The organism is Jeotgalicoccus sp. WY2 (genome assembly GCF_018437745.1).
GTDB classification, from domain to species: Bacteria; Bacillota; Bacilli; order Staphylococcales; family Salinicoccaceae; genus Jeotgalicoccus; species Jeotgalicoccus psychrophilus.
Genome location: NZ_CP049818.1, coordinates 39,466 through 65,221, shown reverse-complemented (window position 1 = coordinate 65,221; position 25,756 = coordinate 39,466). Strand labels below are relative to the sequence as shown.

Annotated in this window: 27 protein-coding genes and 3 pseudogenes; 3 read left to right on the top strand and 27 right to left on the bottom strand. The window is 41.5% G+C overall.

From position 1 onward, the window contains the following. Positions 1-251: 251 nt before the first annotated feature. From G4D76_RS00330 to G4D76_RS00290, 10 genes are all read right to left on the bottom strand, one after another. Entirely contained in the window at positions 252-1,304 is a 1,053-nt protein-coding gene (locus tag G4D76_RS00330) for a 2,3-butanediol dehydrogenase (RefSeq protein WP_213810232.1), read from the bottom strand. 130 nt (positions 1,305-1,434) lie between these two features. After that, entirely contained in the window at positions 1,435-2,052 is a 618-nt protein-coding gene (locus G4D76_RS00325) for an SCO family protein (protein ID WP_213810231.1), read from the bottom strand. 96 nt (positions 2,053-2,148) lie between these two features. Continuing rightward, the gene (locus G4D76_RS00320; protein WP_213810230.1) at positions 2,149-2,928 is read right to left on the bottom strand and encodes an SbcC/MukB-like Walker B domain-containing protein; all 780 of its coding nucleotides are present in this window, start codon (positions 2,926-2,928) and stop codon (positions 2,149-2,151) included. Then, on the bottom strand, positions 2,925-3,188 hold the full coding sequence (locus G4D76_RS00315; RefSeq protein WP_213810229.1) for a hypothetical protein: 264 nt from the start codon (positions 3,186-3,188) through the stop codon (positions 2,925-2,927). The genes G4D76_RS00320 and G4D76_RS00315 overlap by 4 nt, the downstream gene beginning before the upstream one ends. Positions 3,189-3,223: 35 nt before the next feature. Next, positions 3,224-5,146 carry an AAA family ATPase gene (locus G4D76_RS00310; RefSeq protein WP_213810228.1) on the bottom strand — a complete coding sequence of 641 codons (1,923 nt, stop codon included), beginning with the start codon at positions 5,144-5,146 and terminating at the stop codon, positions 3,224-3,226. Next, the gene (locus G4D76_RS13990) at positions 5,133-5,333 is read right to left on the bottom strand and encodes a hypothetical protein (RefSeq protein ID WP_250130048.1); all 201 of its coding nucleotides are present in this window, start codon (positions 5,331-5,333) and stop codon (positions 5,133-5,135) included. Before G4D76_RS13990 ends, G4D76_RS00310 begins: the two co-directional genes overlap by 14 nt. After that, positions 5,293-6,246: a metallophosphoesterase family protein gene (locus G4D76_RS00305; RefSeq protein WP_250130047.1), complete on the bottom strand. Its 954-nt coding sequence runs from the start codon at positions 6,244-6,246 to the stop codon at positions 5,293-5,295. Before G4D76_RS00305 ends, G4D76_RS13990 begins: the two co-directional genes overlap by 41 nt. Before the next feature lie 92 nt (positions 6,247-6,338). Next, a complete protein-coding gene (locus G4D76_RS00300; RefSeq protein ID WP_084135661.1) occupies positions 6,339-6,458 on the bottom strand; it encodes a YvrJ family protein in 120 nt (39 codons plus the stop codon). Position 6,459: 1 nt separating this feature from the next. Beyond that, positions 6,460-6,672 carry a DUF2922 domain-containing protein gene (locus G4D76_RS00295; RefSeq protein ID WP_026858281.1) on the bottom strand — a complete coding sequence of 71 codons (213 nt, stop codon included), beginning with the start codon at positions 6,670-6,672 and terminating at the stop codon, positions 6,460-6,462. Between the two features lie 35 nt (positions 6,673-6,707). After that, on the bottom strand, positions 6,708-6,908 hold the full coding sequence (locus G4D76_RS00290) for a DUF1659 domain-containing protein (RefSeq protein ID WP_026858282.1): 201 nt from the start codon (positions 6,906-6,908) through the stop codon (positions 6,708-6,710). A gap of 116 nt (positions 6,909-7,024) precedes the next feature. Between G4D76_RS00290 and G4D76_RS00285 the strand changes: the two genes are divergently transcribed. Further along, on the top strand, positions 7,025-7,504 hold the full coding sequence (locus G4D76_RS00285) for a DUF2621 family protein (RefSeq protein WP_035784999.1): 480 nt from the start codon (positions 7,025-7,027) through the stop codon (positions 7,502-7,504). Positions 7,505-7,733: 229 nt separating this feature from the next. Here the strand turns inward: G4D76_RS00285 and G4D76_RS00280 are convergent, their stop codons facing one another. The 14 genes and pseudogenes from G4D76_RS00280 to G4D76_RS00230 all read right to left on the bottom strand — a co-directional run bounded on the left by G4D76_RS00280 (position 7,734) and on the right by G4D76_RS00230 (position 21,170). Continuing rightward, a complete protein-coding gene (locus tag G4D76_RS00280) occupies positions 7,734-8,231 on the bottom strand; it encodes a CcdC family protein (RefSeq protein ID WP_213810227.1) in 498 nt (165 codons plus the stop codon). 1 nt (position 8,232) lies between these two features. Then, entirely contained in the window at positions 8,233-8,934 is a 702-nt protein-coding gene (locus G4D76_RS00275; protein ID WP_213810226.1) for a cytochrome c biogenesis CcdA family protein, read from the bottom strand. Between the two features lie 78 nt (positions 8,935-9,012). After that, positions 9,013-10,778, bottom strand: a pseudogene (locus G4D76_RS00270) (ABC transporter ATP-binding protein). After that, a complete protein-coding gene (locus G4D76_RS00265) occupies positions 10,768-12,552 on the bottom strand; it encodes an ABC transporter ATP-binding protein (protein WP_213810225.1) in 1,785 nt (594 codons plus the stop codon). The pseudogene G4D76_RS00270 and the gene G4D76_RS00265 overlap by 11 nt, the downstream one beginning before the upstream one ends. 339 nt (positions 12,553-12,891) lie before the next feature. Next, positions 12,892-14,430, bottom strand: a complete 1,539-nt coding sequence (locus G4D76_RS00260; RefSeq protein ID WP_213810224.1) for an AbgT family transporter — start codon at positions 14,428-14,430, stop codon at positions 12,892-12,894. 154 nt (positions 14,431-14,584) lie between these two features. Continuing rightward, complete coding sequence (locus G4D76_RS00255) at positions 14,585-16,288, bottom strand: glutathione ABC transporter substrate-binding protein (protein WP_213810223.1); 1,704 nt, start codon at positions 16,286-16,288, stop codon at positions 14,585-14,587. Between the two features lie 144 nt (positions 16,289-16,432). Then, a complete protein-coding gene (locus tag G4D76_RS00250) occupies positions 16,433-18,112 on the bottom strand; it encodes a glutathione ABC transporter substrate-binding protein (protein WP_213810222.1) in 1,680 nt (559 codons plus the stop codon). A 119-nt stretch (positions 18,113-18,231) separates the two neighbouring features. Next, positions 18,232-18,476, bottom strand: a pseudogene (locus G4D76_RS00245) (YneF family protein). 65 nt (positions 18,477-18,541) lie between these two features. After that, the gene (locus G4D76_RS16445; protein WP_371814707.1) at positions 18,542-18,823 is read right to left on the bottom strand and encodes a transketolase-like TK C-terminal-containing protein; all 282 of its coding nucleotides are present in this window, start codon (positions 18,821-18,823) and stop codon (positions 18,542-18,544) included. A 54-nt stretch (positions 18,824-18,877) separates the two neighbouring features. Further along, positions 18,878-19,171, bottom strand: coding sequence for a hypothetical protein (locus G4D76_RS16440; protein ID WP_371814531.1), 294 nt, complete (start codon positions 19,169-19,171; stop codon positions 18,878-18,880). A gap of 33 nt (positions 19,172-19,204) precedes the next feature. Continuing rightward, on the bottom strand, positions 19,205-19,573 hold the full coding sequence (locus G4D76_RS16435; RefSeq protein WP_371814530.1) for a hypothetical protein: 369 nt from the start codon (positions 19,571-19,573) through the stop codon (positions 19,205-19,207). Positions 19,574-19,614: 41 nt separating this feature from the next. Further along, on the bottom strand, positions 19,615-20,511 hold the full coding sequence (locus tag G4D76_RS16430; RefSeq protein ID WP_371814529.1) for a thiamine pyrophosphate-dependent enzyme: 897 nt from the start codon (positions 20,509-20,511) through the stop codon (positions 19,615-19,617). Between the two features lie 15 nt (positions 20,512-20,526). Continuing rightward, positions 20,527-20,766, bottom strand: a complete 240-nt coding sequence (locus G4D76_RS00235; RefSeq protein ID WP_213810221.1) for a DUF896 domain-containing protein — start codon at positions 20,764-20,766, stop codon at positions 20,527-20,529. Positions 20,767-20,855: 89 nt separating this feature from the next. Beyond that, positions 20,856-21,170, bottom strand: a complete 315-nt coding sequence (locus tag G4D76_RS00230; protein WP_213810220.1) for a hypothetical protein — start codon at positions 21,168-21,170, stop codon at positions 20,856-20,858. A gap of 142 nt (positions 21,171-21,312) precedes the next feature. Here G4D76_RS00230 and lexA point away from each other — a divergent pair. Next, a pseudogene (gene lexA / locus G4D76_RS00225) lies at positions 21,313-21,928 on the top strand (transcriptional repressor LexA). 209 nt (positions 21,929-22,137) lie between these two features. Here lexA and G4D76_RS00220 read toward each other — a convergent pair. From G4D76_RS00220 to panB, 3 genes are read right to left on the bottom strand one after another with little or no spacing between them, the layout of a single operon-like run. Further along, positions 22,138-23,127 carry a CAP domain-containing protein gene (locus G4D76_RS00220; RefSeq protein WP_213810219.1) on the bottom strand — a complete coding sequence of 330 codons (990 nt, stop codon included), beginning with the start codon at positions 23,125-23,127 and terminating at the stop codon, positions 22,138-22,140. Positions 23,128-23,139: 12 nt separating this feature from the next. Next, positions 23,140-23,979, bottom strand: coding sequence for a pantoate--beta-alanine ligase (gene panC / locus G4D76_RS00215; RefSeq protein WP_213810218.1), 840 nt, complete (start codon positions 23,977-23,979; stop codon positions 23,140-23,142). Next, positions 23,980-24,780, bottom strand: a complete 801-nt coding sequence (panB, locus tag G4D76_RS00210; RefSeq protein ID WP_213810217.1) for a 3-methyl-2-oxobutanoate hydroxymethyltransferase — start codon at positions 24,778-24,780, stop codon at positions 23,980-23,982. It abuts the gene before it with no gap. Between the two features lie 72 nt (positions 24,781-24,852). Here panB and G4D76_RS00205 point away from each other — a divergent pair, with 72 nt between their 5' ends. Beyond that, complete coding sequence (locus G4D76_RS00205; RefSeq protein WP_213810216.1) at positions 24,853-25,734, top strand: ketopantoate reductase family protein; 882 nt, start codon at positions 24,853-24,855, stop codon at positions 25,732-25,734. Positions 25,735-25,756: the final 22 nt, after the last annotated feature.

Sequence of the window (25,756 nt, the reverse complement as noted above, 5' to 3'; positions counted from 1 at the left end):
ATTTTCAGCACAAATAATCCGTACGTTAGCAATCCTTTAGGCACCGCGTATGCCTGTAATCTTACGCTGATGCTATTCCCCAAGGAGTCTCGCGTGCGAGTTTTACTTATGATTATACTTTATGAAATATACTATCATCAGACGTTTTTGTCCCATTCCCTTAAATTTTTTTATTAAAAAGTCTAATCCTCTTAATTTCAAGAAAATTAGACTTTTATTGTACAAATTTATACACTTAATAATATAAAATTTTATTTATCTCCGCTTAATTTGACCAAAATTTTCGCCTGGCTTTTATCGTTAATTAAGGTTTCAAACCCTTTTTCAACGATATCTTCCAGTTCAATGTAATCTGTTATAACCGGGTATGGATTAATCTGACCGCTTTCCATCATTTTCACAGTTGCTTCGAAAATATCAGGTTCATATGCAAGTGTTGAAGAAATTCTCACTCCGCTTGCTGTAAGCAGCATTGGATTAAATTCCATAGCTTTTTCAAATATAGATACGATAGTGACCATACCGCGAGCTCGTGTTACCGCAATTGACTGATTTAATGTAACCGGTACCCCGGCTACTTCAAACGTTCTATCCACACCGTCCGGATAATATTTTTTTACAAATTCAACAGGGTCTTCATTTCCGGAATTTACAACGTATGTCGCCCCAACTTCTTTAGCTTTTTCCAGTCGTGTATCACTCAAATCAAACACGATAATATCTTTAGCTCCTGCAGCACGTGCAGCTATAACTGTAAGAAGACCGATTGGACCGGCACCAAATACTGCGACAGAATCACTGAATTTCATTTCTGATTCTCTGATTGCCTGTAGTGCTACAGCAGTAGGTTCAACAAGTGCTGCTAATTCCAGTGAAGTATCATCATTCAATTTAACAATGTTTTCCTGATTAACCACAACATAATCAGCAAAACCACCGTCGCTTCCAAGTCCTACGAATGTAAATCCTTTATACATATCTACCAGAGTTTTTTCATGAACTTTACCGGTGATTAAGGGATTAATCGTCACCTTATCTCCTGCTTTTAAACCTTCAACGTTTGATCCTGTTTCTTCAATTACTCCCGAAAATTCATGGCCCATAGTCAATGGCGCTTTTCTACCCGTTAACGGAGATTCTTCATCTTTAGGGATGAAAATTGGACCTGCATTATACTCATGTAAATCACTTCCGCATATACCAGCCCAAGCCACTTTAACTTTTACCTGATTATCCTGAATCTTTGGTGCATCGATGTCTTCTACTCGAATGTCCTTTGCATTATGGAATACTGCTGCTCTCATTTTAAAAGCCTCCTATTTGAATTTTCTTTCAATTAAATTATCTCATGTATTGTAAAAGTTTACCAGCCTAAACAGAGTAGATTTTTGACATAAAAAAGACATCCCCCGGCTCAGGGAATGTCATATTTACTTAGTTCTCATCATTATTCTGTTCTACCCGTTTCTCAACATCCGATACCACTTCAGCCTGCGGGAATTTATTGTCTCCTGAATCCACACCAGCATAATCTTTAATAATTGTACCGTTAGCATCGATTAAGTAAAATGAAGTTCCGTGGGTTACCTGGTTACTGCCTTTAGGCGGCGGAGCAACGATTGTTTTAAAGTTGTCTTCCGCAAATCCTCTAATGAATCCGTAATCGTATCCAGTTAAGAATTGCCAATCCGTACTTTCCGGTATATCATACCAGCTTGCATATTCTGTGAGTACTGCAGGTGTATCTACTTCCGGATCAACTGAGAAACTCATAATGCCGTAGTCCTCAATTCCCTTGTCTTCCAGCTCCTCTGCCACTGCAGTCATGTTCTGAGACATCGGCGGGCATACAGTCGCGCAGTTCGTAAAGATAAAGCTTAACAGCCATACTTTACCGTCCATATCTTCTCTCGTGAACGTTTCATCATCTTGATTCGTCACTTCGAAGTTCTGTATTTCATCACCGTACCGGCTCATCGTCTCTACTGCGCCTGCACTGCACGCTGATAAAAACATGAGTGATGCCAAAACCGCGATTAACCACTTTTTCAAGTGTGTCCCCTCCTACCATTCATCTTACTTCTAATGTTAACAAAAATTAAAATTACTGCGCATGTAAATTATGCACTTTTTATGACTAATCCTTGTCTACAGTGTCACAATCTCTGTCGTGCTCCGTTCATTATCCGGTTTTACATATAAAATATGTTCCATGCGTTCTTTTAACTCTTCCACATGTGAAATAATACCGATCGTTTTCCCTGTGGTCTGCAGGTCGATTAATGTGGATATTGCAACTTCCAGCGTCTCGTGATCGAGCGTCCCGAAGCCTTCATCAATCAGCATCGTATCGAGTGTAATTCCGCCTGACTCCTGCTGCAGTGCTTCGTTTAATGCAAGTGCCAGAACGAGTGATGCCTGGAATGTCTCCCCGCCTGATAATGAATTAATATTACGCGCCTGATTATTGTAGTAATCGAACACTTCAATATCAAGACCGCTGTAACGGTTCACTTTTTTCATGCTGCGCTGCAGCTTGTAGCGGTGGTTTGTCATCGCAGTCAATCTTACATTGGCAAGATCCAGTATGCGCTCTAAGAAGTACGTCAGTACGTATCTCTCTAGTGATACTTTCTGGCCTTTCTTCCCCTGCACCGCTTCAACCAGTTCGTTCAGCTGACTGAATTCCTCGTAGGATGCATTGAATGTATCGATTAATTCCGCAAGATAGTTCCTGGAAGAAATATTCTGATTCTTTCTTTCATTCACAGCAGCATAGTATTCCCGTGCAGACTCTAGCGCAGTCTCGGCCTCGCTCACAGCACGCACATCTTCATCGGTACTGAATTTCTCTGTCGATTCGAGATTTTTCTTCAGCTCATCAAGATGATTTTTAAGAGATAAATTCTCGTCATCAAATGATTTCACCTTATTTTTTTAACTGGAATCGACTCATCGTGAATAATCTTATAAAGCACGTCTTGAGCTGAATACTTATGTACTTTCATAAACGTATCGATTTCACTGTTAAACTGCGTCAATGAAGCTGCTGTTTTTTCGCTATCCGCTTCAAGTGATTTAACTTTCAAAGAGGACAGTTCCTGCTGATTCGTTAAGCTGTTTACTTCTTCTTTCAGCTGATTTAAGCTGTCCTGGAATTCTTTAGTGAATTTATGCTCATTATTCATATGAACTTTAAAGTCATTATAGTCAGTGAAACTTGTTACTTCTTTAAAGTTATGCTGTTCTCTGACAGCTGATCTGCAGCATTTTTCATTTCCTGATTTTTCAGCTGCAGTGTATGAATGTTTTCATTCTGTCTGGATAGTTCATTGTTCAGCTGTTCTTTTTGTTCAAGTTCACTGTTAATCTCAGCAAGTTTTTTGGCCGCTGTATCTTTCTGTACCTTCAGCGTTTCGAGTTCTGTTTCCAGCTCTGAAGGATTTTTGTATTCTTTATCTTTCAGCAGTTCATCGATAACATCAATGCGCACTACGTGTTTCTGGTTAGCTCCTTCAAGCTCTGACAGCTGCTTCTGCAAGGTATTCAGCTGAAGTCTGTCTTCTTCAGTAAATCCGCCTGACTCCGGAAGTTCGAGGATAGTCTGTTCACAGACTGGACATGCTGCACCCAGTTCTAAATGATTAATCAGATGATTGAGCGTCTGTACTGTTTCTTCATCATAATCAGCAAGGTTGCTGTTAAACAGTTTTATTTCATCTTTCAGTTCAGTGAGCTTTTCATTGTTCGATTCAATGCTATTTTTAATTTCACTGCGTTCATCAAGCAGGCTCTGATCAGCGTGAGCCGCTTCTGCTTCAGCCTCAAGCTTGCTGCACTTATCGCGTAATTCAATATGAAGTTCCTGCAGTTCTGATGCCGCGCCGCGTGTTGCTGACAGTTTTTCAAGCTGAGCTTTTGTTTCTTTAACAGAATCCGTTAATGTTTTAGTTTCTTTTTCTTTCTGTTCGAGTTCTGCAGACAGAGCCGCGAAATCATTATTCAGAGTTTCATAAGATGCTGCCAGGAACGATTCTCTGCTGTAGTACTGCTGCTGTCTTTTGTTCATATCCGGAATGTTTTCTTCAGTTTCTTCAAGCTGTGTCTTACTGTTTTTATGCTGCTCTGACAGATCAGACTGCTGTTCTTTTTCTTTAGTCAGAGCCTCATTAATCTCGTCTACTGACCGAGCCAATTCTTTACGGCGCAGCAGTTCGTATTTAATTGATGAAACTGTTTCAAAGTCATTAATTTCTTTACGCCAAATATCGATTGATTCAGTCTGGCTCTTTAAAGCATCAATTGATTCAGTTAACTGGTTAAGTTTATTAATTTGTTCATTATGCTGTTGTTTTTTCAGTAATGCCTCTGTGTTGTTTTCAAGTTCAGTTTTAAGTTTTTTACCGTCTTCAGTCAGCTCTTCAAGTTTTTTCTCATAACTGAAAAACACACCATCGGCGTATTCCAGCACAATATTATAGTTTGGAAATTCCTGCTGCTCTGTAATATCAATGTCCTCAGTATGAATGTGTTTGACACGCTCACTAATTCTCATATCCAGTTTAGCCGCTTCAGCCGACTGTTCTTTCAGCTTGTCTTTTAAATTGAGTTCAAAGTTTAAAAAACGTCCGGTCTGGAATAATGTGCGGAGTATTTCCTGTTTATCAGTACTCGATGACACGAGCAGCTCTTTAAACTCACCCTGGGGCAGTATTAAGATCTTTCTGAACTGAGCACGGTTCAGCTTAACAACTTCTTCCACCATGTCCCTGACTTCATTCAATTTGCCTGCAAGAATCTTTCCTTGTCCATCATAGAGCACCGCTTTCGGCGGTGTCGCACTTTTATTGCCAGGCTTATGATATTTTAAAGTACGCTCCACTGTATATTCTTTACCGCGCACTTCAAAAGTAAGCTTAACCTGAGCCTTATCTACCGGTGCAAACTGACTGCGCAGCGACTCCTCATCACGCCCGGTCGTTGACGCGCTGCCGTACAATGCATAGACAATCGCATCAAAAATCATCGTCTTGCCTGAACCCGTACGTCCGCTAATTAAAAACAATTTATTATTAAGACTCTCGAAATTAATTTCTTCAGCTTCGAACGGTCCGAAATATTCTACTTTTAAGTTAATCAGTTTCATTATGCTCACCTGCAAAATATGACTTAAACATCGTTTTATCGAAATCCGTTACATTTCTGTCGAGAGTCGTTTCTATAAATGACTGATAGATATCCACGTCACTTGTCGTCGTCATATCCACCGTCTGTAGCTCTGATGAACGATCTTCAATTAACGGTTTTAACTCCAGTGTATTCGGATAAATCATTTTTTTTACTCATCGGTTCTGTTACATAACTCATATTTGATAATTCAAATTTAAAATACGCATCATTATCTTTAAACGTGACCGTCTCGTTAACGACCGCTTCATAATCACCGGTAAATACGACGACATCGTGTTTAGGTTCCAGCGGAATGAAAGAGACCTTCTTCTTTTTAGTATCGATAATTCTGTAACCCTTCGGCTGTTTATGTTCAGAGAATGAATATTTTAATAAAGACCCGCTGTAAAATGATTTCTCGCTGTTTACTGCAAACGGATGATGCAGATGACCTAGCAGTGAGTAGTCAAAATTACTGAACGTATCCTCGCTCACCGCTTCACTCAGCCCCATCGACAGCGGTCTTTCTGAGTCACTTTCGATACTGTCTGATAAGTATAAATGTCCAACCAGTATGTTCGTCTTTTCTTTGTCCAGACGGCCGTTAATTTTTTCAAGTATTTTATCGTAGGCATCCTGATGAGAAACGATTGTCTCGTCCTCAAAATAGTTCCGTGCCTCAAGTACTTCAATATGCGGCAGCAGATAAAAATCCGTGTCACCGATACTTACAGGAATATGTGCCTGATCGAGATCTGTATTTATATGAAAATCCGTTGCTTTAAACCATTCGCTGCCGTAGTTCAGTCGTTCACGGCTGTCGTGGTTTCCGCTAATAACAAGGAGCGGTTTTTCTAATGTCATATTTATTTGATAAAGTGTGTCGTTCGCAAGCTTTAACGCACGCTGTGACGGATTTGCACGGTCAAAAATATCCCCGGCAACGACTACCATATCAATATCATTTTTTTCAATTTCGGTCATTAATTGTTTCAATATGTATGCCTGATCTTCGATTAAATCGAGACCGTTCATTTTGCGGCCGATATGCCAGTCGCCTGTATGTAAAATCCGCATTATAGTCACCTCTTAAAGTCATTATATTGATTTTATCATACTTCCTGAATGACAAAAGACTCTCACCGGTAAAACCGGTAAGAGTCTGTATATTATTTGAGCTGCTGGATTGTAATGATTAAATCGTCTAATTTAGTTTCCATGCGGTACAGCAGGAAAAACGTAATTACAGCCGGAAATCCAACCTCGCTCACAAAAGGTATCCAGTCCATATTATTTAAGCACTGTCGTTGCTGTGTTGACGATTTTCGCTGAATACAGGGAAACCGGAATCCCCTGTACCGGGCGCAGAATATCTTCTGCAATTATACGCGCTGCCTCTGCCTCAACTTCTGCAGGGGTAATACCTGCTTTCGGGTTATTAACAGTCAGATTAAATCTTTTATCCACGTTCGTAGTAAATACCATTACTAATTTTTCATCCATTGGTGTTCCTCCTCTCTGTTAATGATTCAGTTTAATTAATCGACGATATGCGTCACTACTTTTTCAACCAGTGAATACTGTTCCCCTGTCAAATTCTCGTAAATGGCTGCCAGAGCGTTGACACCCGCATCACTGGCTTCACTCGACAGACTGTGAATCGAGCGTGATTTCGTCACCTCCTTACCTTCTTCGTTTACAGCGTAGAAGTAAAACTTTGCACTCAGTTTTTTTATCATGTTCCCACCTCCTCTCACACTATATATCGTCACAAATTATTAAATGGACAAACAAAGTTCAAGATATGTATAATATGAGTTAAGTAGAGGTGATTACAGTGTCATTTGATATATTTATGATTTTAATTGCGATATGGACATTCATTATGCTCGGGGCGATGACGATTGGCGGATTCTTCATGTTCAGAAAATTCTTGCGCCGCATGCCTAAAGGAGATGGCTATTCAGAACTCGACTGGCAGGATTACTACATAGAAAAAGCCCTGCCTTTATGGAATAAGGACGCCCGCTCACTGCTGAACGAACTGGTCAGCCCGGTTCCGGAACTTTTCAGAGATGTTGCAAAGGAAAGAATTGCCGGCAGGATTTCAAAAATAGCGCTGGATGAAGGTGTTAAAACGATTGAACTCGATCAGATAATGAAAGGCTACATTATCGCTACACCGAAAAAAGACCATAAATTTATGAAGAAAAAATTAAAGCAGCTTGAGATAGATTACACACCATACACAGAACTGTTTGAACTTGCAGATGACGAGAAACAAAAATTCTCCATCTTTGAACAGACAGAAAAAGTAAGCGGCAAACCATCATAGGATGGTTTGCTTTTTTTGTTGCAGTATCAGTGATGGATTCACAACGGGGAAATGCCGTTGTTAACCGGGAGCACTGGATTCACAACAGGGAGATGCCGTTGTTAACCAAGAGCTGCAGATTCACAACAGGGAGATGCCGTTGTTAACCAAGAGCTGCAGATTCACAACAGAAAGATGCCGTTGTTAACCGGCACAAACATTCTCATAAAATCAAAAAAACAGCATACCGTCATGCGACGGCCTGCTGTTTTTTAAAGTCATTATGTTTGATAAACATTGATAAACGCCAAATTCCGATCATAACGAACGCGAGCAGGAAAAACATTCCGCCGATTTCGCCTGGTGTTGTATTCAGTGAGAATATATACTTCAATGCAATTCTCGCCAGCAGCAGACCCATTAAAATTACAGGGAATGCTTTTGTCTGTCTGACATACAGTTCGGAATTCTTAACTTCGTATTTCGTCGTAATAATCAAGACTACTGAGAATATTGCGCCGATAACTATCGTTTCAGCGATGTGTATCCATGACAGTCTGAAGTATGGGAATATATACATCAATGCTCCCGTTGACATCATTACTGGCGGTATTATAATTTTCTTTAATGTCAGCGGTGTTTTACTTGCATGCTTGCGGACAAAAATAACGACAATCCCCATTATAACCGCACCGATTGATGCGATCAAAAACAGGAGTTCTTCTATCGATTCCAGAAATTCTATCATCTTAAAATCCCTGGAAATCTCCGAAGAACGGCTGCAGCCATATAATAATCTGCGTTAAACCGTCAAAGTATAATATTCCCATCAATATCATGATCACTCCGCCAGCTTTCATAATACCGTTTGAATATTTCAGCATCCAGCGTGTCTTCGATACGAAGAAACTTAAGACGAAGAACGGAACACCAAATCCGAGACAGTATACAACCATAAGCATTAATGCGTTGCTCGGTTCTGATGCACTCATTGCAAATATCGCACCGATAATCGGTCCGTTACATGGTGTCCAGCCGGCTGCGAATGCCATACCGATTAAGATTGAACCCAAAAATCCTGATGGTCTGTTCTTAAATTGCACTTTATGGTTTTTCATCAGAAAATCAAATTTAAGGACACCTGTAATAACCAGTCCAAAAACAACGATTAAGATCGCACCAATTTGACGAATTAAGTTACTGTGTTCAATAAGGAAGCCGCCAAAGAATGACGTTCCAAAACCTAAAGCGATGTATATTAAGCTAAATCCTATTAAGAAAAACAATGTATGTAAAATGGCACGCCCATTAAAATTCTGTTTTTCAACCTCGTTGTAGCTCATTCCGGTAATGTACGAAACGAAAGCAGGGAAAACCGGAAGTACACAAGGGGACACAAAACTCAGTACACCTGCACCGAAGGCAAGGAGAAATGTTACTTCTGAACCCATTAAAATACCCCCATTCAGATTCAGTATACCAAATCTGACGGGGGCAATGAATATCTTAAGCTGATTAAATATGACAAATTATTGTTTACTGTTTTGCAAACGGTACATTTATAGTAAATTCCCTTTAATTGTACCAATTCATCATGAGTTCCACGTTCAACGATTTCACCTTTGTTTAAAACGAGAATTTCATCGGCATCCTGAATCGTCGACAATCTGTGTGCAATTGCGAGCGTTGTTCTGCCCTCTCATCTTCATCAGTGAGGCCTGAATTTTCTCTTCTGTCGATGAATCAATATTTGCTGTTGCTTCATCTAATATTAAAATTTTAGGATTCGTTGCCATCGTACGGGCAAATGCCAGGAGCTGACGTTCCCCGCTCGAGAAGTCTGCACCTTTTTCGACAACTTTCTGTTCGTACCGGTTTTTCAGTTTATTAATAAAACTGTCTGCTCCGACAAAGTCCGCTGCCGACCTTACCATCTCGAACGTCATCGTGCTGTGATACAGTTTAATGTTCGATGTTAAAGTACCATAGAAGATAAATGGATCCTGCAGTACGAGTCCGATGTTATTTTTCATTTCTTCTTTAGGCAGTTCTTTAATAGAATGTCCGTCAATTAAAATTTCACCATGTTCGTATTCATAAAATCTCATCATCAGGTTAATGATAGAACTCTTACCGGAACCAGTATGTCCGACGAGTGCCGTTGTTGTTCCGGGCAGCACTTTAAAACTGATGTTTTTCAGCACATCGACATTGCCGTCGTAACTGAATGTGACATTTTTAAACTCTACCTGTCCATCCGTAATTTTATACTCTTTTTTAATAATTTGTGCCGGTTCGTGACGGTCGTCATCCAGCAGCGTAAACTCTGCTCGCCGCAACGAGTGCCTGCTGGAAAATGTTCAGGTTCTGACTGACCTGGTTAATCGGTTCAAAGAACCGCTCCATATATTGAATGAACGCGAAAATAACACCTGCTGTCACACTCGTTTCAAAACTAAGAAAACCGAAGTAACTTAAAATAACTACAATCGATAAAATATAAATCATATCGATTGCCGGTCTTAGGAGAAGTCCGTCCAGTTTTATCGTGCGTAAATTATACTGATAATGTTCTTCGTTAATCACTTCAAATTCACGCTGCAGACGTTTTTCCTGATTAAAGACCTGAATAATCTTCATGCCTTCTATTGATTCTGAAAGTTTTGCGTTCATGTCGCTTAACAGACCGCGTGCATGTGAAAAATAGCGCGCGGAATATTTACGGTAAACGAGCAGTATAAAGATGATAACCGGCATAAAGATCAGCGCGATAAACGCCAGTTTTACATCCAGAATGAACATCATCACAAAGCTCGATATCACCAAATATTGCCATTAAGAATGTGCCGAGGACCGATGTGAACATATCAACAATTGCCTGCGTATCATTTGTCAGACGGGATACCACGCTGCCTGACGGCACTTTATCGAAGTATGTCATACCGAGCTTGCCGATTTTTTGGAAGGCATCGATACGCAGCTGCTGAATCACTTTAAAAGCGAGCACCTGCAGTAAATATATTTGCCAGTACGTAGTAAGCACCGCAACGACGTTGACTGTTATAAACGCGATGATCAGCCACATGATATCTTCTTCTGGGAAGATCGACGGTGTTAAGTAATCATCGATAAAAATCATTACAAGATAAGGCGTCATCACACCCATCACCGTCGAGATTATCAGCATAGTGAACGCGAGTGCCAGGATACCTTTAAACGGCAGCGTATATTTTAACAGCCGTCCAAGTACGCGGAACTGATCTTTTAACGTTAAATTAATTACATCAGTTGTCATCAGCTCGACCCCCTTCCAGTGTTTCATCAAGCGCTTTCGATAAACTCTGGCGAAGAGACTGCGTTTTAAATGTTTCGTAATACCAGCCCTTTGCTTTAGTAAGTGAAGCGTGATTTCCGCGTTCAATGATACGGCCGTCTTCCATTACTAAAATTAAATCAGCATCTCTTACCGCACTCATACGGTGAGCTGTAATTATATTTGTTTTACCTCTTCTGTTTTGTTCAATGTTGTTTAAGATTGCTGTCTCTGTTTCAGCATCTACTGCCGACAGTGAATCATCCAGTATAAGAACCTCCGGATTTTCTATTAAAGCCCTGGCGATCGAAATCCTCTGCTTCTGGCCGCCTGACAGTGACACACCGCGTTCACCGACAATTGTGTCGTAACCTGCAGGGAAAGCTGTAATATCCTGATGAATATAACTTAACTCAGCAGCACGATAAATTTTTTCAATATTGATGTCAGGATTGGTAAAGGCAATATTATTTCTGATTGTCGTCGAGAACAGGAAATTATCCTGCGGCACATAGCCGAACAGCTGACGCAGATTTTTAATATCTGCCTGTTTAATATCAACACCGTTTACAGCGACTGTATTATCAGCATCTGTATCAAACTCACGGAGCAGGAGCCTGATAATTGAACTTTTGCCTGATCCGGTGCGTCCGACAATACCGAGTGTTTCACCCTCTTTTAGAGTGAAATGAATATCACGAAGTGATACTTCTGCTTCACCGGGAAACGAAAATTCGGACACGTTAAAGGTAATATCACCTGACGGTACAACATCACTTGTTACATTCGTACCGATATCACTTTTAGTGTTCATTATTTCCTCTATCCGGTCGTAAGATGCCTTGCCCCGTTCGATTAAATTAAAGAACCAGCCGAGAGCCAAAAGCGGCCAGACCATCATGCCGAGATACGTCGTAAATGTAACGAGCTGACCGAGCGTAATTTCATCAGCCACAACCATACGCGCACCGAAAAATATCGACAGAAAATAACTGATTGCGATAATCGCCGTAATTGTCGGATCAAACAAGGCATCGATTTTTGCCACTTTTAAATTCTTCTTTACGACATCATCGGATAAATTGGTAAAGTCTTTTAAATCTTCATCTTCATAGCCGAAAGTTTTTGTCACTTTGATCCCCGCAATGGACTCCTGGGTTTTATCGTTTAAAGAACTGAACGCTGCCTGGGCAACGCGGAACAATCTGCTTAAAATCGAACCGTACCAGCTGGTTAGAATCACCATAAAAGGCAGCGGAATCATCGCAATCAATGTTAATTTCGGACTGACAGTCAGCGCCATCGTAATCAGCACGGCACCGCCTGTAATTACCGAGTCGGCAATCGTTAAAATACCAGCCCCCGCCGTCATCTGAACCGCGTTAATATCATTTGTCGCATGCGCCATTAAATCCCCTGTGCGCCGCTTGCCGAAAAATGCCGGCGACATTAACGAATATTTTTTAAACAGCCGCTCTCTTAATGTACGTCCAAGTCTGTTCGACGCTCCGAAAATCATCACGCGCCAGAAGAATCTGAATATGTAAGTTAAAATTGCGACAAAAACCAGCATCACACCAAATAATATAAGTGTATTTGATGTCAGTGTTTCCGTCGTAATCTGATCGATAACCCGGCCGATAACCTGCGGCGGCACGAGCTCCATCAGTGCAACGAGAACAAGCATCACTAATCCTATAATATAACTTTTCTTTTCGAGCTTAAAAAACCATCCCAAATTCTTAAATACCCGCATTAATACACTCCCCTTATTTACACACCCCTATTTCACTTTGAATTTTACCATATATTTCGGAAATTGAAATAAATCATAAGGATGAAAAATGGTGGGGAGCTGATATTGCCTCGGGACTGGCGTGACCTTGTCTCATGTGTATCCGCAGTCTGCCGGACTGGCATGATCGGGTCTCATGTGTATCTGCAGTCATCCGGACTGGCGTGACCTTGTCTCATGTGTATCCGCAGTCTGCCGGACTGGCGTGATCGGGGTTCATGCGTATCCGAAGTCAGCGGGACTGGTATGAGCCAAATCTTTCCATCAAAAAAACCGCAGAATTTCTGCGGCTTTAAAAGTTTAATATGAAAGATTTGTTCCCGGACCGACTGGAATACCGAGAAGCATCCAGATGACGAACATAATAGTCCAAGCTATTAAGAAAATGACTGAATACGGCAGCATTAATGAAATAACTGTACCGATACCGTTTTCTTTGCCGTAGCGCTGTGCGAATGCAACAACGAGCGGGAAGAATGGCATCAGCGGCGAAATAATATTCGTCGATGAGTCACCGATTCTGTAGGCAATCTGTGTTACTTCCGGTGCGATGCCAAGCTGCATGAACATCGGTACGAAAATCGGTGCCATAATTGCCCACTTGGCTGAATCCGCTGCGATTGCAAGATTGATCAGCGTTGTAATCAATATAAACACAATCAGTACCGGCAGACTGCCGATATTTAAGTTCTCTAAAAGTCCTGCACCGTTAACGGCAATAAGCGTTCCAAGATTGGAATAGTTAAACAATGCAACGAACTGTGCTGCAAAGAATATCAATACGATAAAGCCGGACATCGTCGCGAGAGAGCCGTCCATCAGTTTTACGGCGTCTTTATCGTTTTTAATCGTCTTATTCACTGCACCGTAGACAAGACCCGGCACAAGGAAGATTAACATCATAATAAAGATGATACTTGAGATAAACGGTGAACCGACAATCCCCCCATCTTCACCCCGTAAAGGCGAGCCCGGGAAGGCGACGAGACTTAATATTGCAAGCACTGTTACAACTGCAGAAATATTTGCCCAGTTTAATGCGCGTTTTTCCTGTTTGTCTAAAGCCTTGTTCTCACTGACTTCTTCATTATCAAAATCAAATTTCTTCAGACGCGGTTCAACAATCTTATCGGTAATTAAAGTACCTAAAATTACGACAAGGAAAGTCGACACGAACATAAAGAACCAGTTATCTGTTGCCTGTACGATATAAGTCGCATCGAGAATTCCTGCTGCTTCCGTCGTAATACCTGAAAGCAGCGGATCATTCGTACCGATTAACAAGTTAGCGGAATATCCGCCGGCTACACCGGCGAACGCTGCAGCAAGACCTGCAAGCGGATGACGGCGGAAGCCAAGGAAGATAATCGCACCGAGCGGCACAAGAACGACATAACCGACACTGGCAGCGACGTTTGACATAACACCCATAAAGACAACAATCGGTGTAACGAACTTACGTGGTGCTTTCGTGACCACATTCGTCATCAATGCACTGATATAACCACTTTTCTCTGCAACACCGACACCGATCATAGCGACCAGTACCGGACCAAGTGCCACGAATGTAGTAAAGTTTTCAACCACACTCGTAAACATATAGCGGATACCGTCACCTGTTAAAAGACTGACAGCGTGAACCGTTAATTCTTCACGCTCGCCCGACTCGGGATTAATTCCGACATAGCTGACATTGACACCAAATAAATATAAAACATGAGAAATTGTAATAACAAGCAATGTTAAAATTAAAAATATCGTGACCGGATGCGGTAACTTATTACCGGTAATTTCAATCCAGTCGAGAAGTGAACGCTTCTCTTTTAAACTGTTATTCATAGTATTCTCCTCTAATATAATAATCGCTGTTTATTATACTACGCGTTATTACTATTTGCTAGCGGGTAAGTTTAAGTTAGTAAGTGAATGCGTTTTCTAACAAAACACCCGGACAGAACCTAAGTTCCATCCGGGCATTTATTACTATTTAATTTTATTCTTCAGTGCCAAACGAAGCATTTTCAAGTCTGATATTTCCTACAGGATCAAGACCGATATTGTTTACGCTGTCGTTGTTCACACCTAATAGGAAGCTCGTGTGATTTAGATATACTGCCGGTGAATCGTCAATCAGGATTTGCTGTACTTCGCTGTACGCTTCCTGACGTCCTGCTTCATCCGGGTTCATACGTCCTTCATCAAGCAATGTATCTACTTCTTCATTCTCGTAGAATGAACGGTTCCCTGGTGCACCGAAGTTGTTAGAGTGGAATAATGCATACAGTCCGTAGTCAGCGTCAGCTGTAACTGTCGTCCAGCCGAGAATAAACATATCGTGTTCTCCGTTTGCTGTCTGATCAAGGAATGCGCCCCACTCAGATTGCTGAACTTCTACTGTAATGCCAATTTCACTTAGTGCGTTTTGAATATATACTGCCGAGTCAACAATTGCTGGATCGTCGTTCACCCATAATGTTGTAGTGAAGCCGTCCGGCTGAGATGATTCGCTTAACAATTCCTGAGCGCGCTCAACATCAACGTCGATGCTCTCAAGGTTTTCATCGTAACCCCAAACGTCTGGAGCTAACGGGCTTTGTGCTGTGATACCGTAACCATCATACACACCGCTGATAATTTCATCGCGGTCAATTGCATGTGCGATTGCCTGACGTACTAAAGGATCATCGAATGGCTCTTTCTCCATGTTAAATCCTAAGTAGTTCATACGTACTGATTCACTTTCGATTAACTCAGTCGCATCACCATTTTGAATACGGTCTGCACTCGCTGTATCGATTTCGTTGGCAATATCAATGCCGCCAGTATCAAGTTCAGCTAGACGCGCTTGTGTTTCAGGAATAACTCTGAATACAACTTCATCAAATTCACGCTCTCCATTTTGGAAATCTTCGAATTTGCTTAATGTTACCGAGTCACCTGGTGAACGGTCAGTCATTTGAAGATGGTTCGTACCATCTGTTTCAGCACCGGTAACCCCGCCGATATGCTCGCTGATTTCATCAGCAACAGCCTGAAACTCATCTCCGCCTGCTTCACGCAGTTCATAGTATTCTTCTAAAGTAACATCACTGCCGGCTTCATCAAGTGCAGCCTGGTAGTCTTTATCAATTAAATCCTTACTCATAATTCCGCCTGCGTTATGTGATAAATGTGCAGGTAATGGAGCGAAGGCATATTCTGTATGTAAATTCACTTCGTAATCTCCAACAACTTCAACTTCTTCAATCATTTCGTAAAGGAATGCAACCTGTGATGCAACAGCCGGGTCATTAACTCGGTCAATTGTCGCTTTCACATCTTCAGCAGTAAACTCCTGTCCACTGTGGAATGTAGTACCTTCACGCAATTTGAAATTCCATACTGTATCTTCCGTCGCTTCCCATTCAGTTGCAAGACCTGGAGTTAATTCCAGCGCTTCATCCTGGAAAATAAGCGATTCGTAAATATTACGTCTGATTTGAGCACTTGCCGAGTCATTCGAACCATGCGGATCGACCGTGACCATATCTTCAGACATCCCGATATTAATCGTGCCGCCTGCCGTTTCTTCTGTACTGCCTCCCCCTTCTGCCGCTTCATCTACATTTTCATCACTTGAACATGCAGCTAAAACTAAAGCAACAGTGAGTAAAAGAAAATACTTAAATCCTCTTTTACCATTTTTGTTAACCCCCAAAATATTTTGATAATTTGAATTATATAGAAAATAACGAATTTATGCAATATAATAATTCGAATTCGTATAAAGATAAAGGTAGAACCAAAATTTTGCATAAAAATACCTCTTAACTGCGAGGTGCAGCCAAGAGGTACTTCCATATTATTTAAATCTCACATCTTTAAAGTGCAGTCCGCCTGCCGGATCCACTTCGATGCCGCTTACTGCTGTTTCGTTATAACCTGCAGCAAATTCTGCGTGGAACAGGTATGATGATGGCGATTCTTCTACGAGAATATTTTCGATGTCAGTATAAATCTGCTGACGTGCTTCATCATCTACTTCTGCGCGTCCTGCGTCTAATAGCTCATCGACTTCAGGATTGTCGTAGAACACACGGTTACCTGCTGCGCCCTGGTTTTTAGAGTGGAATAAAGCATACAGACCGTAGTCAGCATCCCCTGTTACAGTCGTCCATCCAAGGATAAACATTTCGTGGTTACCCTGCGCAAGTGTTTCTAAGTACGCGCCCCACTCGAACTGCTCAATTTCAACATTAATGTTAAGTTCAGCAAGTTCACTTTGAATATAGACAGCTGTGTCGATAATCTGCTGATCATCATTCACCCAGATTGTAGTGTCAAAACCGTCTGCTACATCTGTTTCAGCTAAAATTTCTTTTGCTTTTTCAATATTGTATTCCTGTCCTTCAAGGTCTTCTGAGTAACCCCAAACATCTGGTGCTAGAGGTCCTTTTGCAGGAATTCCCATGTCATCGTAAACCCCTGATACAATCTCTTCGCGGTCAATTGCATATGAAATTGCCTGACGGACTTTCATATCATTGAACGGCTCTTTGTTAATATTAAGTCCAAGATATGACATACGAACTGAATCCGTTGAAGTGACTGCAGTATCTGCACCATTTTCAACGCGTTCCATATTCGTTGAATCCACATCAGTCGCTACCTGGATTCCGCCTGTTTCAAGTTCTGCCATACGCGCGCCATTTTCTGGAATTACTTTGAATGTTACATTTTCAAAGTAACGGTCGCCGCCCTGGAAGTCTTCAAATTTCTCTAACACTACTTCATCCCCTGCACTGCGTGAAACGAATTTAAGATGGTTCGTTCCGTTTGGCTCATTCGCCACAACAGTACCTAAATGTTCACTGATTTCTTCTTTAACAGCATCGTACTCGTCTCCGCCTGCTTCACGCATCTCGTAGTATTCTTCTAAAGTAACATCGCTCTCAGCAGCATCTAATGCAGCCTGGTAATCAGCATCGATTGTTGCTTTAGAAATAATACCGCCTGTGTTGTGAGCTAAGTGACTCGCTAATGGAGCGAATGGTATGGATGTATGAATATTAATTTCGTAATCACTGACAACTTCGATTTCCTCGATCATTTCGAACAGGAAAAGTACCGGTGATGCCATTGCATCATCCTGCACACGGTCGAAAGTTGCGACAACATCTTCCGCGGTAAATTCTTCACCGTTGTGGAAAGTTGTGCCTTCACGAAGTTTAAAATTCCATGTTGTTTCATCAACTTGTTCGTATTCAGTTGCAAGACCTGGTGACAGTGACATGTCAACGTCCTGGAATACTAAAGTTTCATATATGTTTGCTCTGACCTGGCGTGATGCTGAATCGTTCGATCCATGTGGATCCGTCGTCACCATTTCCGCCATTGTACCAATTGTTAAATCTCCTGTTTTTTCATTTTCAGCCGCTTCATCGCCAGCCGCTTCTTCTTCGACGTTATCATCGCTTGAACATGCTGCCATGACAACTAAGAAAGCGATTACAAGAAACGCTAAAAAATTTTTCCTTTTCATTGTTGTATTACCCCCTTTGTTTGATAAAGTTATTATATCCATGCCAATAACAAAATTGCAATAATTTTCTAAAATTTAAATAAATATAAAAAACACGCACTTTAAAAAGTGCGTGTTCCTCAAGTTTTTACTTTTTCTTTTTTAGCTTGTTCTGATGATTTATTCATCATACTCAGCATTTGATTAATTTTCTTCTGGGAAGGTTTTGTCCCATCTGCATCATCATAATTCTGAGCATGTCTTCATTAATAGGAGGGTTCTTCTCCAAATAATCCATCATATATTTTCTAGAGATCCAAAATCCTAATGCGAAACCACCAATGAGGGCTACGATTACAATTAGTATCCATATCCAAGTCGCCAAAATGCTCACCTCTTTCCGTGTAAACCACTATTTAGTTTACATTAACGGGCATTTAAATTCAATGCTTATTTATTACAGATAATATTCGACAGGTTCTCAACTGTAAAGCCGTAACGCTCAACAACTTCACCGCCCGGCGCACTTGCGCCGAATGTATCGATTGTTAAGAGCTTGCCTTTAATACCGAAATCTGTGCCAGCCAAGACTTGCAGCCATTTCAACTGCCGTGCGGTTTTCAATATCAGTATTAATACCGATTCAATATACGCTTCATCCTGATTTACAAATGCTTGTACATTAGGAATCGAGGCAACTTTAATATTAACGCCTTCTTCAGCTAATTTCAGAGCAGTTTCAACTGCAAGAGAAACTTCACTTCCTGTTGCGAAACAATAGCATCTTTACCGCCGTCGTAAGCAATAATCCGCCGCGGCGCACGCCTTCTTCAATTTTTTCTGTTTCAATATCAAGACAGTGAGATCCTGACGTGTCAGTACTAAAGCTGTCGGTGTATCTTTAGATTCTAAAGCAACTTTCCATGCAGCACGTGTTTCGTTGCCGTCTGCTGGACGAATAACGTTCAGGTTCGGAATGGCACGAAGTCCAGCTAATTGTTCAACCGGCTCGTGTGTCGGACCGTCTTCACCAACTGCAATTGAATCGTGAGTGAATACGTATGTTACCGGTAATTTCATTAGTGCACTTAAACGTACTGCCGGCTTCAGGTATCACTGAAGAAAGAACGTTCCTGCATAAGGATAAACGCCACCATGTGCTGCCATACCGTTATTGCAGCTGCCATTGCAAATTCTCTGACGCCAAACCAGTGTTGCGTCCGCGTAGTTGTCTTTAGCAAAGTCAGATGCTTCTTTAACGTTTGTTTTGTTACTGCCTGCAAGGTCAGCTGCACCGCCGAAGAATGTTGGAATTGTTTTTGATAATTCCTGAATCATATCTCCCGAGTTGCCGCGTGTTGCTTTTTTCGTCCCCGCTTCGTAAACCGGAAGTTCTGAATCATAGTCTTCAGGCAGTTCACGTTTAACTGCAGCCATAAAGTCGTTATATTTAGCTTCGTCAGCTGCTTTAAATGATTCCATAACTTTGTTCCACGCCGTTTCTTCTGAAGCGCCGCGCGCAGTTATGTTTCATCAAAGCGTGCGTATACAGAGTCGTCCACATCGAAAGTTTTCAGGTGGTCGAGACCATATGCCTCATAAGCACCCTGACGCTCTATCTCACCAAGCGGTGAACCGTGTGCATCAGATTTACCTGATTTATTCGGCGCGCCAAATCCGATTACTGTTTTCACTTCGATCAGTGATGGTTTATCGCTTTGTTTAGCTTCTTCAATCGCTTTATCGATTGCATCTAAATCGTTGCCGTCTTCAACACGCAGGTAGTGCCAGTTATACGCTTTAAAACGAGCCGCCACATCTTCAGAGAAACTCTTGTCGAGGTCTCCGTCGAGTGAAATATCATTTGAATCGTAAAGTACAATCAGCTTCTCAAGACCTAAGTGTCCTGCAAGTGATGCCGCTTCATGCGAAATCCCTTCCATCAGATCACCGTCTGAAGCTAGTACATAAGTATGGTCAACAACTTCGTGCTCATCTGTATTAAATGCAGAATTAAGGTGAGTTTCAGCCATTGCCATACCGACACTCATCGCAAAGCCTTGTCCAAGCGGCCCTGTAGTTACTTCTATACCGTCTGTATGTTTGAACTCAGGATGTCCCGGAGTTTTGGATTCGTACTGTCTGAATTCTTTTAAATCATCCATTTCCAAAATACCAGAAAGATGAAGCAGGCTGTAAATTAACATTGAACCGTGGCCCGCACTCAGTACGAAACGATCTCTGTTAAACCAGTCCACATTTTTCGGGTTAAAGTTTAAATGTTTTTGCCACAGTACATACGCCATTGGTGCAGCACCCATAGGCAGTCCCGGGTGACCAGAATTTGCTTTTTCAATTGCATCAATACTTAAAGAGCGGATCGTATTGATCGCTAATAAGTCAGTTTTATCAAATGACATTTACTTTCGACTCCTTTAATTCTCTTCATTATTATTTTTTTTGCGCAGTGCCTTAATTTTGTCAGGGGTAACATCTTTACCGTCCGGATCGATCACTTTAGTGTTTTCAATCTGGTTTTTAAAAGAATTTCTAAAGTTTGATAAATATTGTTCTCTCAAACCAGTCAGCTCTGTAAGTTCCGATGCGGATATTTTATCTTCACGTTTTAACTTTGCAAGCTGGTTGAGACGTTTTAATTTTTTATCGTCTAACATGAGCTCCACCCTTTCCAATATAATTTACCATAAAAAAGGTGCGGAAACCAAATGGTCCCGCACTTTAATAGACAATATACACTTATTAATTAATTTCTGCTGGAAACGTCATAATTAAGAGGTTCTGTGAGCGTTCCGCTGCTGATAAAACCATTCGCAGGGCGTTCTTCTTCCGCCTTTTCTGTTTCTTCATCATCCGGTTCATTAATTGACGAAGCCGACACCGTGCCGTTCGCCTCTTGTTCGATTGATTCTTCAGTTATATTTTCAGAAAATGCAGTGTTTTCATCAGAATGTATGTTCTCTGCATAATCCGGTTCAACCATATTAAAACTATATAAAAGCCCGAAGCTTAGCATTACCGCGAATAAACCTGTGAGAGTTTTGAAATCTTTCATTGTCATTACTATCCACTCCTAAGAACAAATGTTTGTAATAACAATATAACAGAACACCTGTTCGCAGTCAACATAAATACGAACAAATGTTTGTAAGTGTATATAGTATATGATAAAATTTAATTAATATAAGGCTGGAGGTAAAAATATGAAAGATTTAACAGACAGACAAAAAGATATTTTTCAATATATAAAACGCAGCGTAAATGATAAAGGCTATCCGCCAAGTGTCCGTGAAATCGGAAATGCGGTAGGACTCCAGTCGAGTTCTACAGTACACGGTCATCTCGCAAAACTTGAAACTAAAGGATATATCAGAAGGGACCCGACAAAACCCCGCGCAATTGAAATCGTCCAGGCTCCAGATGACAACGCATCACCCGTTATTCATGTTCCTGTACTCGGTAAAGTTACAGCCGGCCTCCCTATTACAGCCGTTGAAAACATCGAAGAGTACTTCCCTCTTCCCGAACACTTTACGGCAAACCATAACAGCGAAATTTTCCTGTTAAATGTTTCCGGTGACAGTATGATCGATGCCGGCATACACGACGGCGACCGCGTTATCGTCCGCAAACAGAACATTGCCCACAACGGTGAAATCATCGTTGCAATGACAGAAGACGAAAGCGACAGTTAAACGCTTCTATAAAGAAAAAGGCTATTACCGTCTGCAGCCTGAAAATACAACGATGGAACCTATTTACCTCGATAATGTTATCGTTCTTGGTAAAGTCGTTGGGCTGTTCAGAGAATTTATTTAATAAAATATGTGTGTGACCGCCCGGGGCTCTGTGCCCTGGGCCTTTTTTGTGTTGGGCGGGATGCTTGCTTATGCATGAGAGATTAACTCATGGTGCCCTCACTTTTTTCATCAGTAAAATTTAATCGCATGTGACTCGATCATCCGGTCAAAAAAACAAATAAACAAACAAAAACACCCGGATTTTGCCAATCCGGGCTCTCATACTCATTATTTTTGTATATAGTTTTCCGTATAATACGGTACGTTGTCACCGTTGTACTCAATGCCTACACCGAGATAGTTAAACTGATCGTTCAGTATATTAACACGGTGTGACGGCGAGTTCATCAGACTGTGGTGGGCAAATATCGGCGATGTATGTCCTGTCGCAATATTTTCTCCTGCCAGCCTGAAGTCAACCGAGCCGTTTAACAGCCTGTCTTTCAGCGTGCGGCCGTCCGGTGAGTCGTGATCAAAGTAATTATTTTCTGCCATATCGGCGCTGTGATAGTAGGCAACTTCATCTGCCAGAGAGTCGCGTTCTAATGTCGAATAGCCGTACTCTGCACGCGTTGCATTAACTAAGTTAAAATGCATCTGCTCATTGTCTTCCAGCGGAGGGTTGTTATAAAGTTCGTTGATTTCAATTACTTCATCTTTATTAATAATCAGCATACCGTTCGCTTTATCGTTCTCATGTATATCGTAAAAGAAATATGCATAGTAATTGCCGACATCGAAAACATCGTATTCGTCATGTTCGACTTTCAGCCGCTTCCACTGCTTACGAATATAATCGAGCGGTTCCCCGTATACTTCCCGCAGCTCTGCACGGTTCATGCCGTCGAGGCTCATTTTGCCTAATGATACATCACTTGAATTCGTATAGCCGCCTGTAACGATGCCGTCACGCACGAGGAGCATATGAAATGCCCCGGGCTGATTCTTAATGACAAAGTCGCCTTCGTATTCTGAATTAATAACTGTCTCGTCCGCCGTTGTGAACGATGAACCGAGTGAATAATCAATATTCGTCTCCTGTGCACCGTGCACCTGTTCTATTTTTGTCGTATCGTAATTTGGAATGACATTCTGTTCAAGCCAGTGATTAAAATAATCTTCGGTCAGACCGTCCTTAAAGTCGTAGGATTGCATGGCCGGTACGATAAGCAACAAAGATGCGTATAAAATTAATAGCGCTGTAATTCGCCGTACCATATTATTCCTCCTTTAAATGCTGACGTATAAATTATCAATCAGCCTTGCTTTTTCAAATTGTACTGCAATAAATATAATAACATCCTCGTCGATATTTTCAACAGGCTGCAATGCGCGCGCTGTGTATATCGCTAGGTCATCCACAGTACCGCTCGTCTGCTGCTCAATATGAAGTCTGATAAACGACATAATCTTATCCGTATTAACAGTACCCTTTTTAATCTGTTCCGCCGCATTTAATAATGCCGCGTTAATTTCACTTGCTTCATTATATTCAGATTCACTTAAATTCACATTGCGGGAACTTTTTGCAAGACCGCTTGCTTCGCGTTTCGTCGGCACTCCAATAATTTCAACCGGTACATTAAAGTTTTCCACGTAGCGCTCGATAATCATCAGCTGCTGACGGTCTTTTTCACCGAACACAGCAAAGTCCGGCTGAATAATATTTAAAAGCTTGCTGACTACTGTCACAACGCCTTCAAAATGTCCCGGACGCTTTACACCATCCAGTATATCCGCCATTGATTTAATGACTACATTAAATTCCATTTCCTCAGGATACATTTCGTTCACTTCAGGATGGAACACAATGTCCGCGCCATGTTCGCGGCAAATATTTAAATCGCGTTCCAGATCGCGCGGATAGCTGTCGTAATCTTCGTTTGGACCGAACTGCAGCGGATTAACAAAAATACTCACTGCAACTGCATCAGCGTATTTCTTCGCCTCTTTCATCAGCGTCGTATGCCCTTCATGCAAATAGCCCATCGTTGGTACGAGCGCAATTTTTTTATCCTTATGAGCACTTAAGAGCGCTCTCACTTCTTTAATACTTCCTGTGTGCTTCATTTACTCGAACACCCGTTTCTTGTAGGTCGTTTCCTCAGAAGGGAACATTCTGCTCTTCACTTCGTTGCGGTAGTTCGTCAGTCCTTCTTCAACAACTGAGTTCACATCCGCGTATGCCTTAACAAACTTCGGCAGACGGTCACTGCCGTACTGAAGTACATCATGATAAACAAGCACCTGGCCGTCGGTATGAAGACCTGCGCCGATACCGATAGTTGGAATGTTAACTGATTCCGTTACTTTTTTTGCAAGATCCATTGGAATGGCTTCAAGCACCATCATCGACGCACCGGCTGCTTCAAGCGCCTTCGCATCTTCAATCAGTTTTTCAGCCTGTTCTGTATCACCAGCCTGCATTTTAAATCCTGTAATTCCAAAGTGCTGCGGCGTTAATCCTAAATGTCCGCATACAGGAACGCCTGCCTTAACAAGACCTTCGATAATATCGAGAGACTCGGCGCCTTCCATTTTGATCATGTTCGCATCGCTCTCCTGATAGAGTCTGATGCCGTTTTTAATTCCTTCATTTACATCTGCATGGTGTGAGCCGAAAGGCATATCAACGACGATAAACGTATTCGCTGCACCGCGTCTCGCCGCTTTCGAGTGGTGAATCATATCGCCGAGCGTTACCTGCACCGGTGATTCATATCCCAAGACGACCATTCCAAGTGAATCTCCCACTAAAATGACGTCTACCTCCGCCTTCTCTGCAAGTTTTGCAGAGGGATAATCATATGCTGTTACCATCACTATTCTGTCATTGTTTTTCATGCTGATTAAATCTGCTGTCGACTTCATAGTTTCCCTACTTTCTGAAATTAGATATACTTATTTTACCACAGAAATGAGAAAAAATAACGGAGTGAAAATATGAGAATAGGTATTATCGGTGCGGGTGCAGTCGGCAGTATTATTGCCCGCGAGTTCTATAAACTGCCCGCAGATAAAGTTGAGCTGACATTAATGGCGAGATCCGCTCGAGACGGCTTTACGATACTCGACCAGGGTGTGAAAACGTATCATGAAATTAAAGTTCATAATATCAGTGAAGTTACAGTTAAATTCGATGTGCTCTTTATCGCAGCGAAGACACCTGCACTTACGGCGCTGAAAGAAACGATTAATATTATCCATAAGGACTCGGAAATAATTTATGCCTTAAACGGCATGGGCTACGACGCAGTATTTGACCAGGGAATTCCAGGCGTTGTCTATATCAGCGGCCAGCAGCATGACGATTACATCGAGCATTATGTAAATCAGAAGATTATTTTGCCGGAAGGTAAGTTCAGTTATATCGATAAACTGATTGAGCTGATTGACAGTACAGAGACAGTTAATTTCGAGCTGCTGAAAAGTTCAGCATTCAACAAAATGCGCTATGAAAAACTGCTGATTAATGTCGGAATTAATTCTATGACCGCTCTCAGTAAAAACACTTCGAAAATATTTGAAGATGATAGAACAGTACAATTAACAAGGCAGCTGCTGACAGAATCTCTGGCTGTCGTGAACAAGTGCAACACTGATAATGTGGAAATTGATGAGAACTTCATCGACTATGCTATGGATATGTATTTCAGCTATCCGCGGGATATGGGCACCAGCATGTATTACGATGTGATGGCGAACAAGACTACAGAGTTTGAATATATTCAGCAATATGTCTATAACATGAAACAGGATTGTGATATTGACACGCCTGTCCTCGACATCGTAGTCACGCTACTCGCAGCTTACGACAAGAAATAATATTTAAAAATGGGGTTGACCG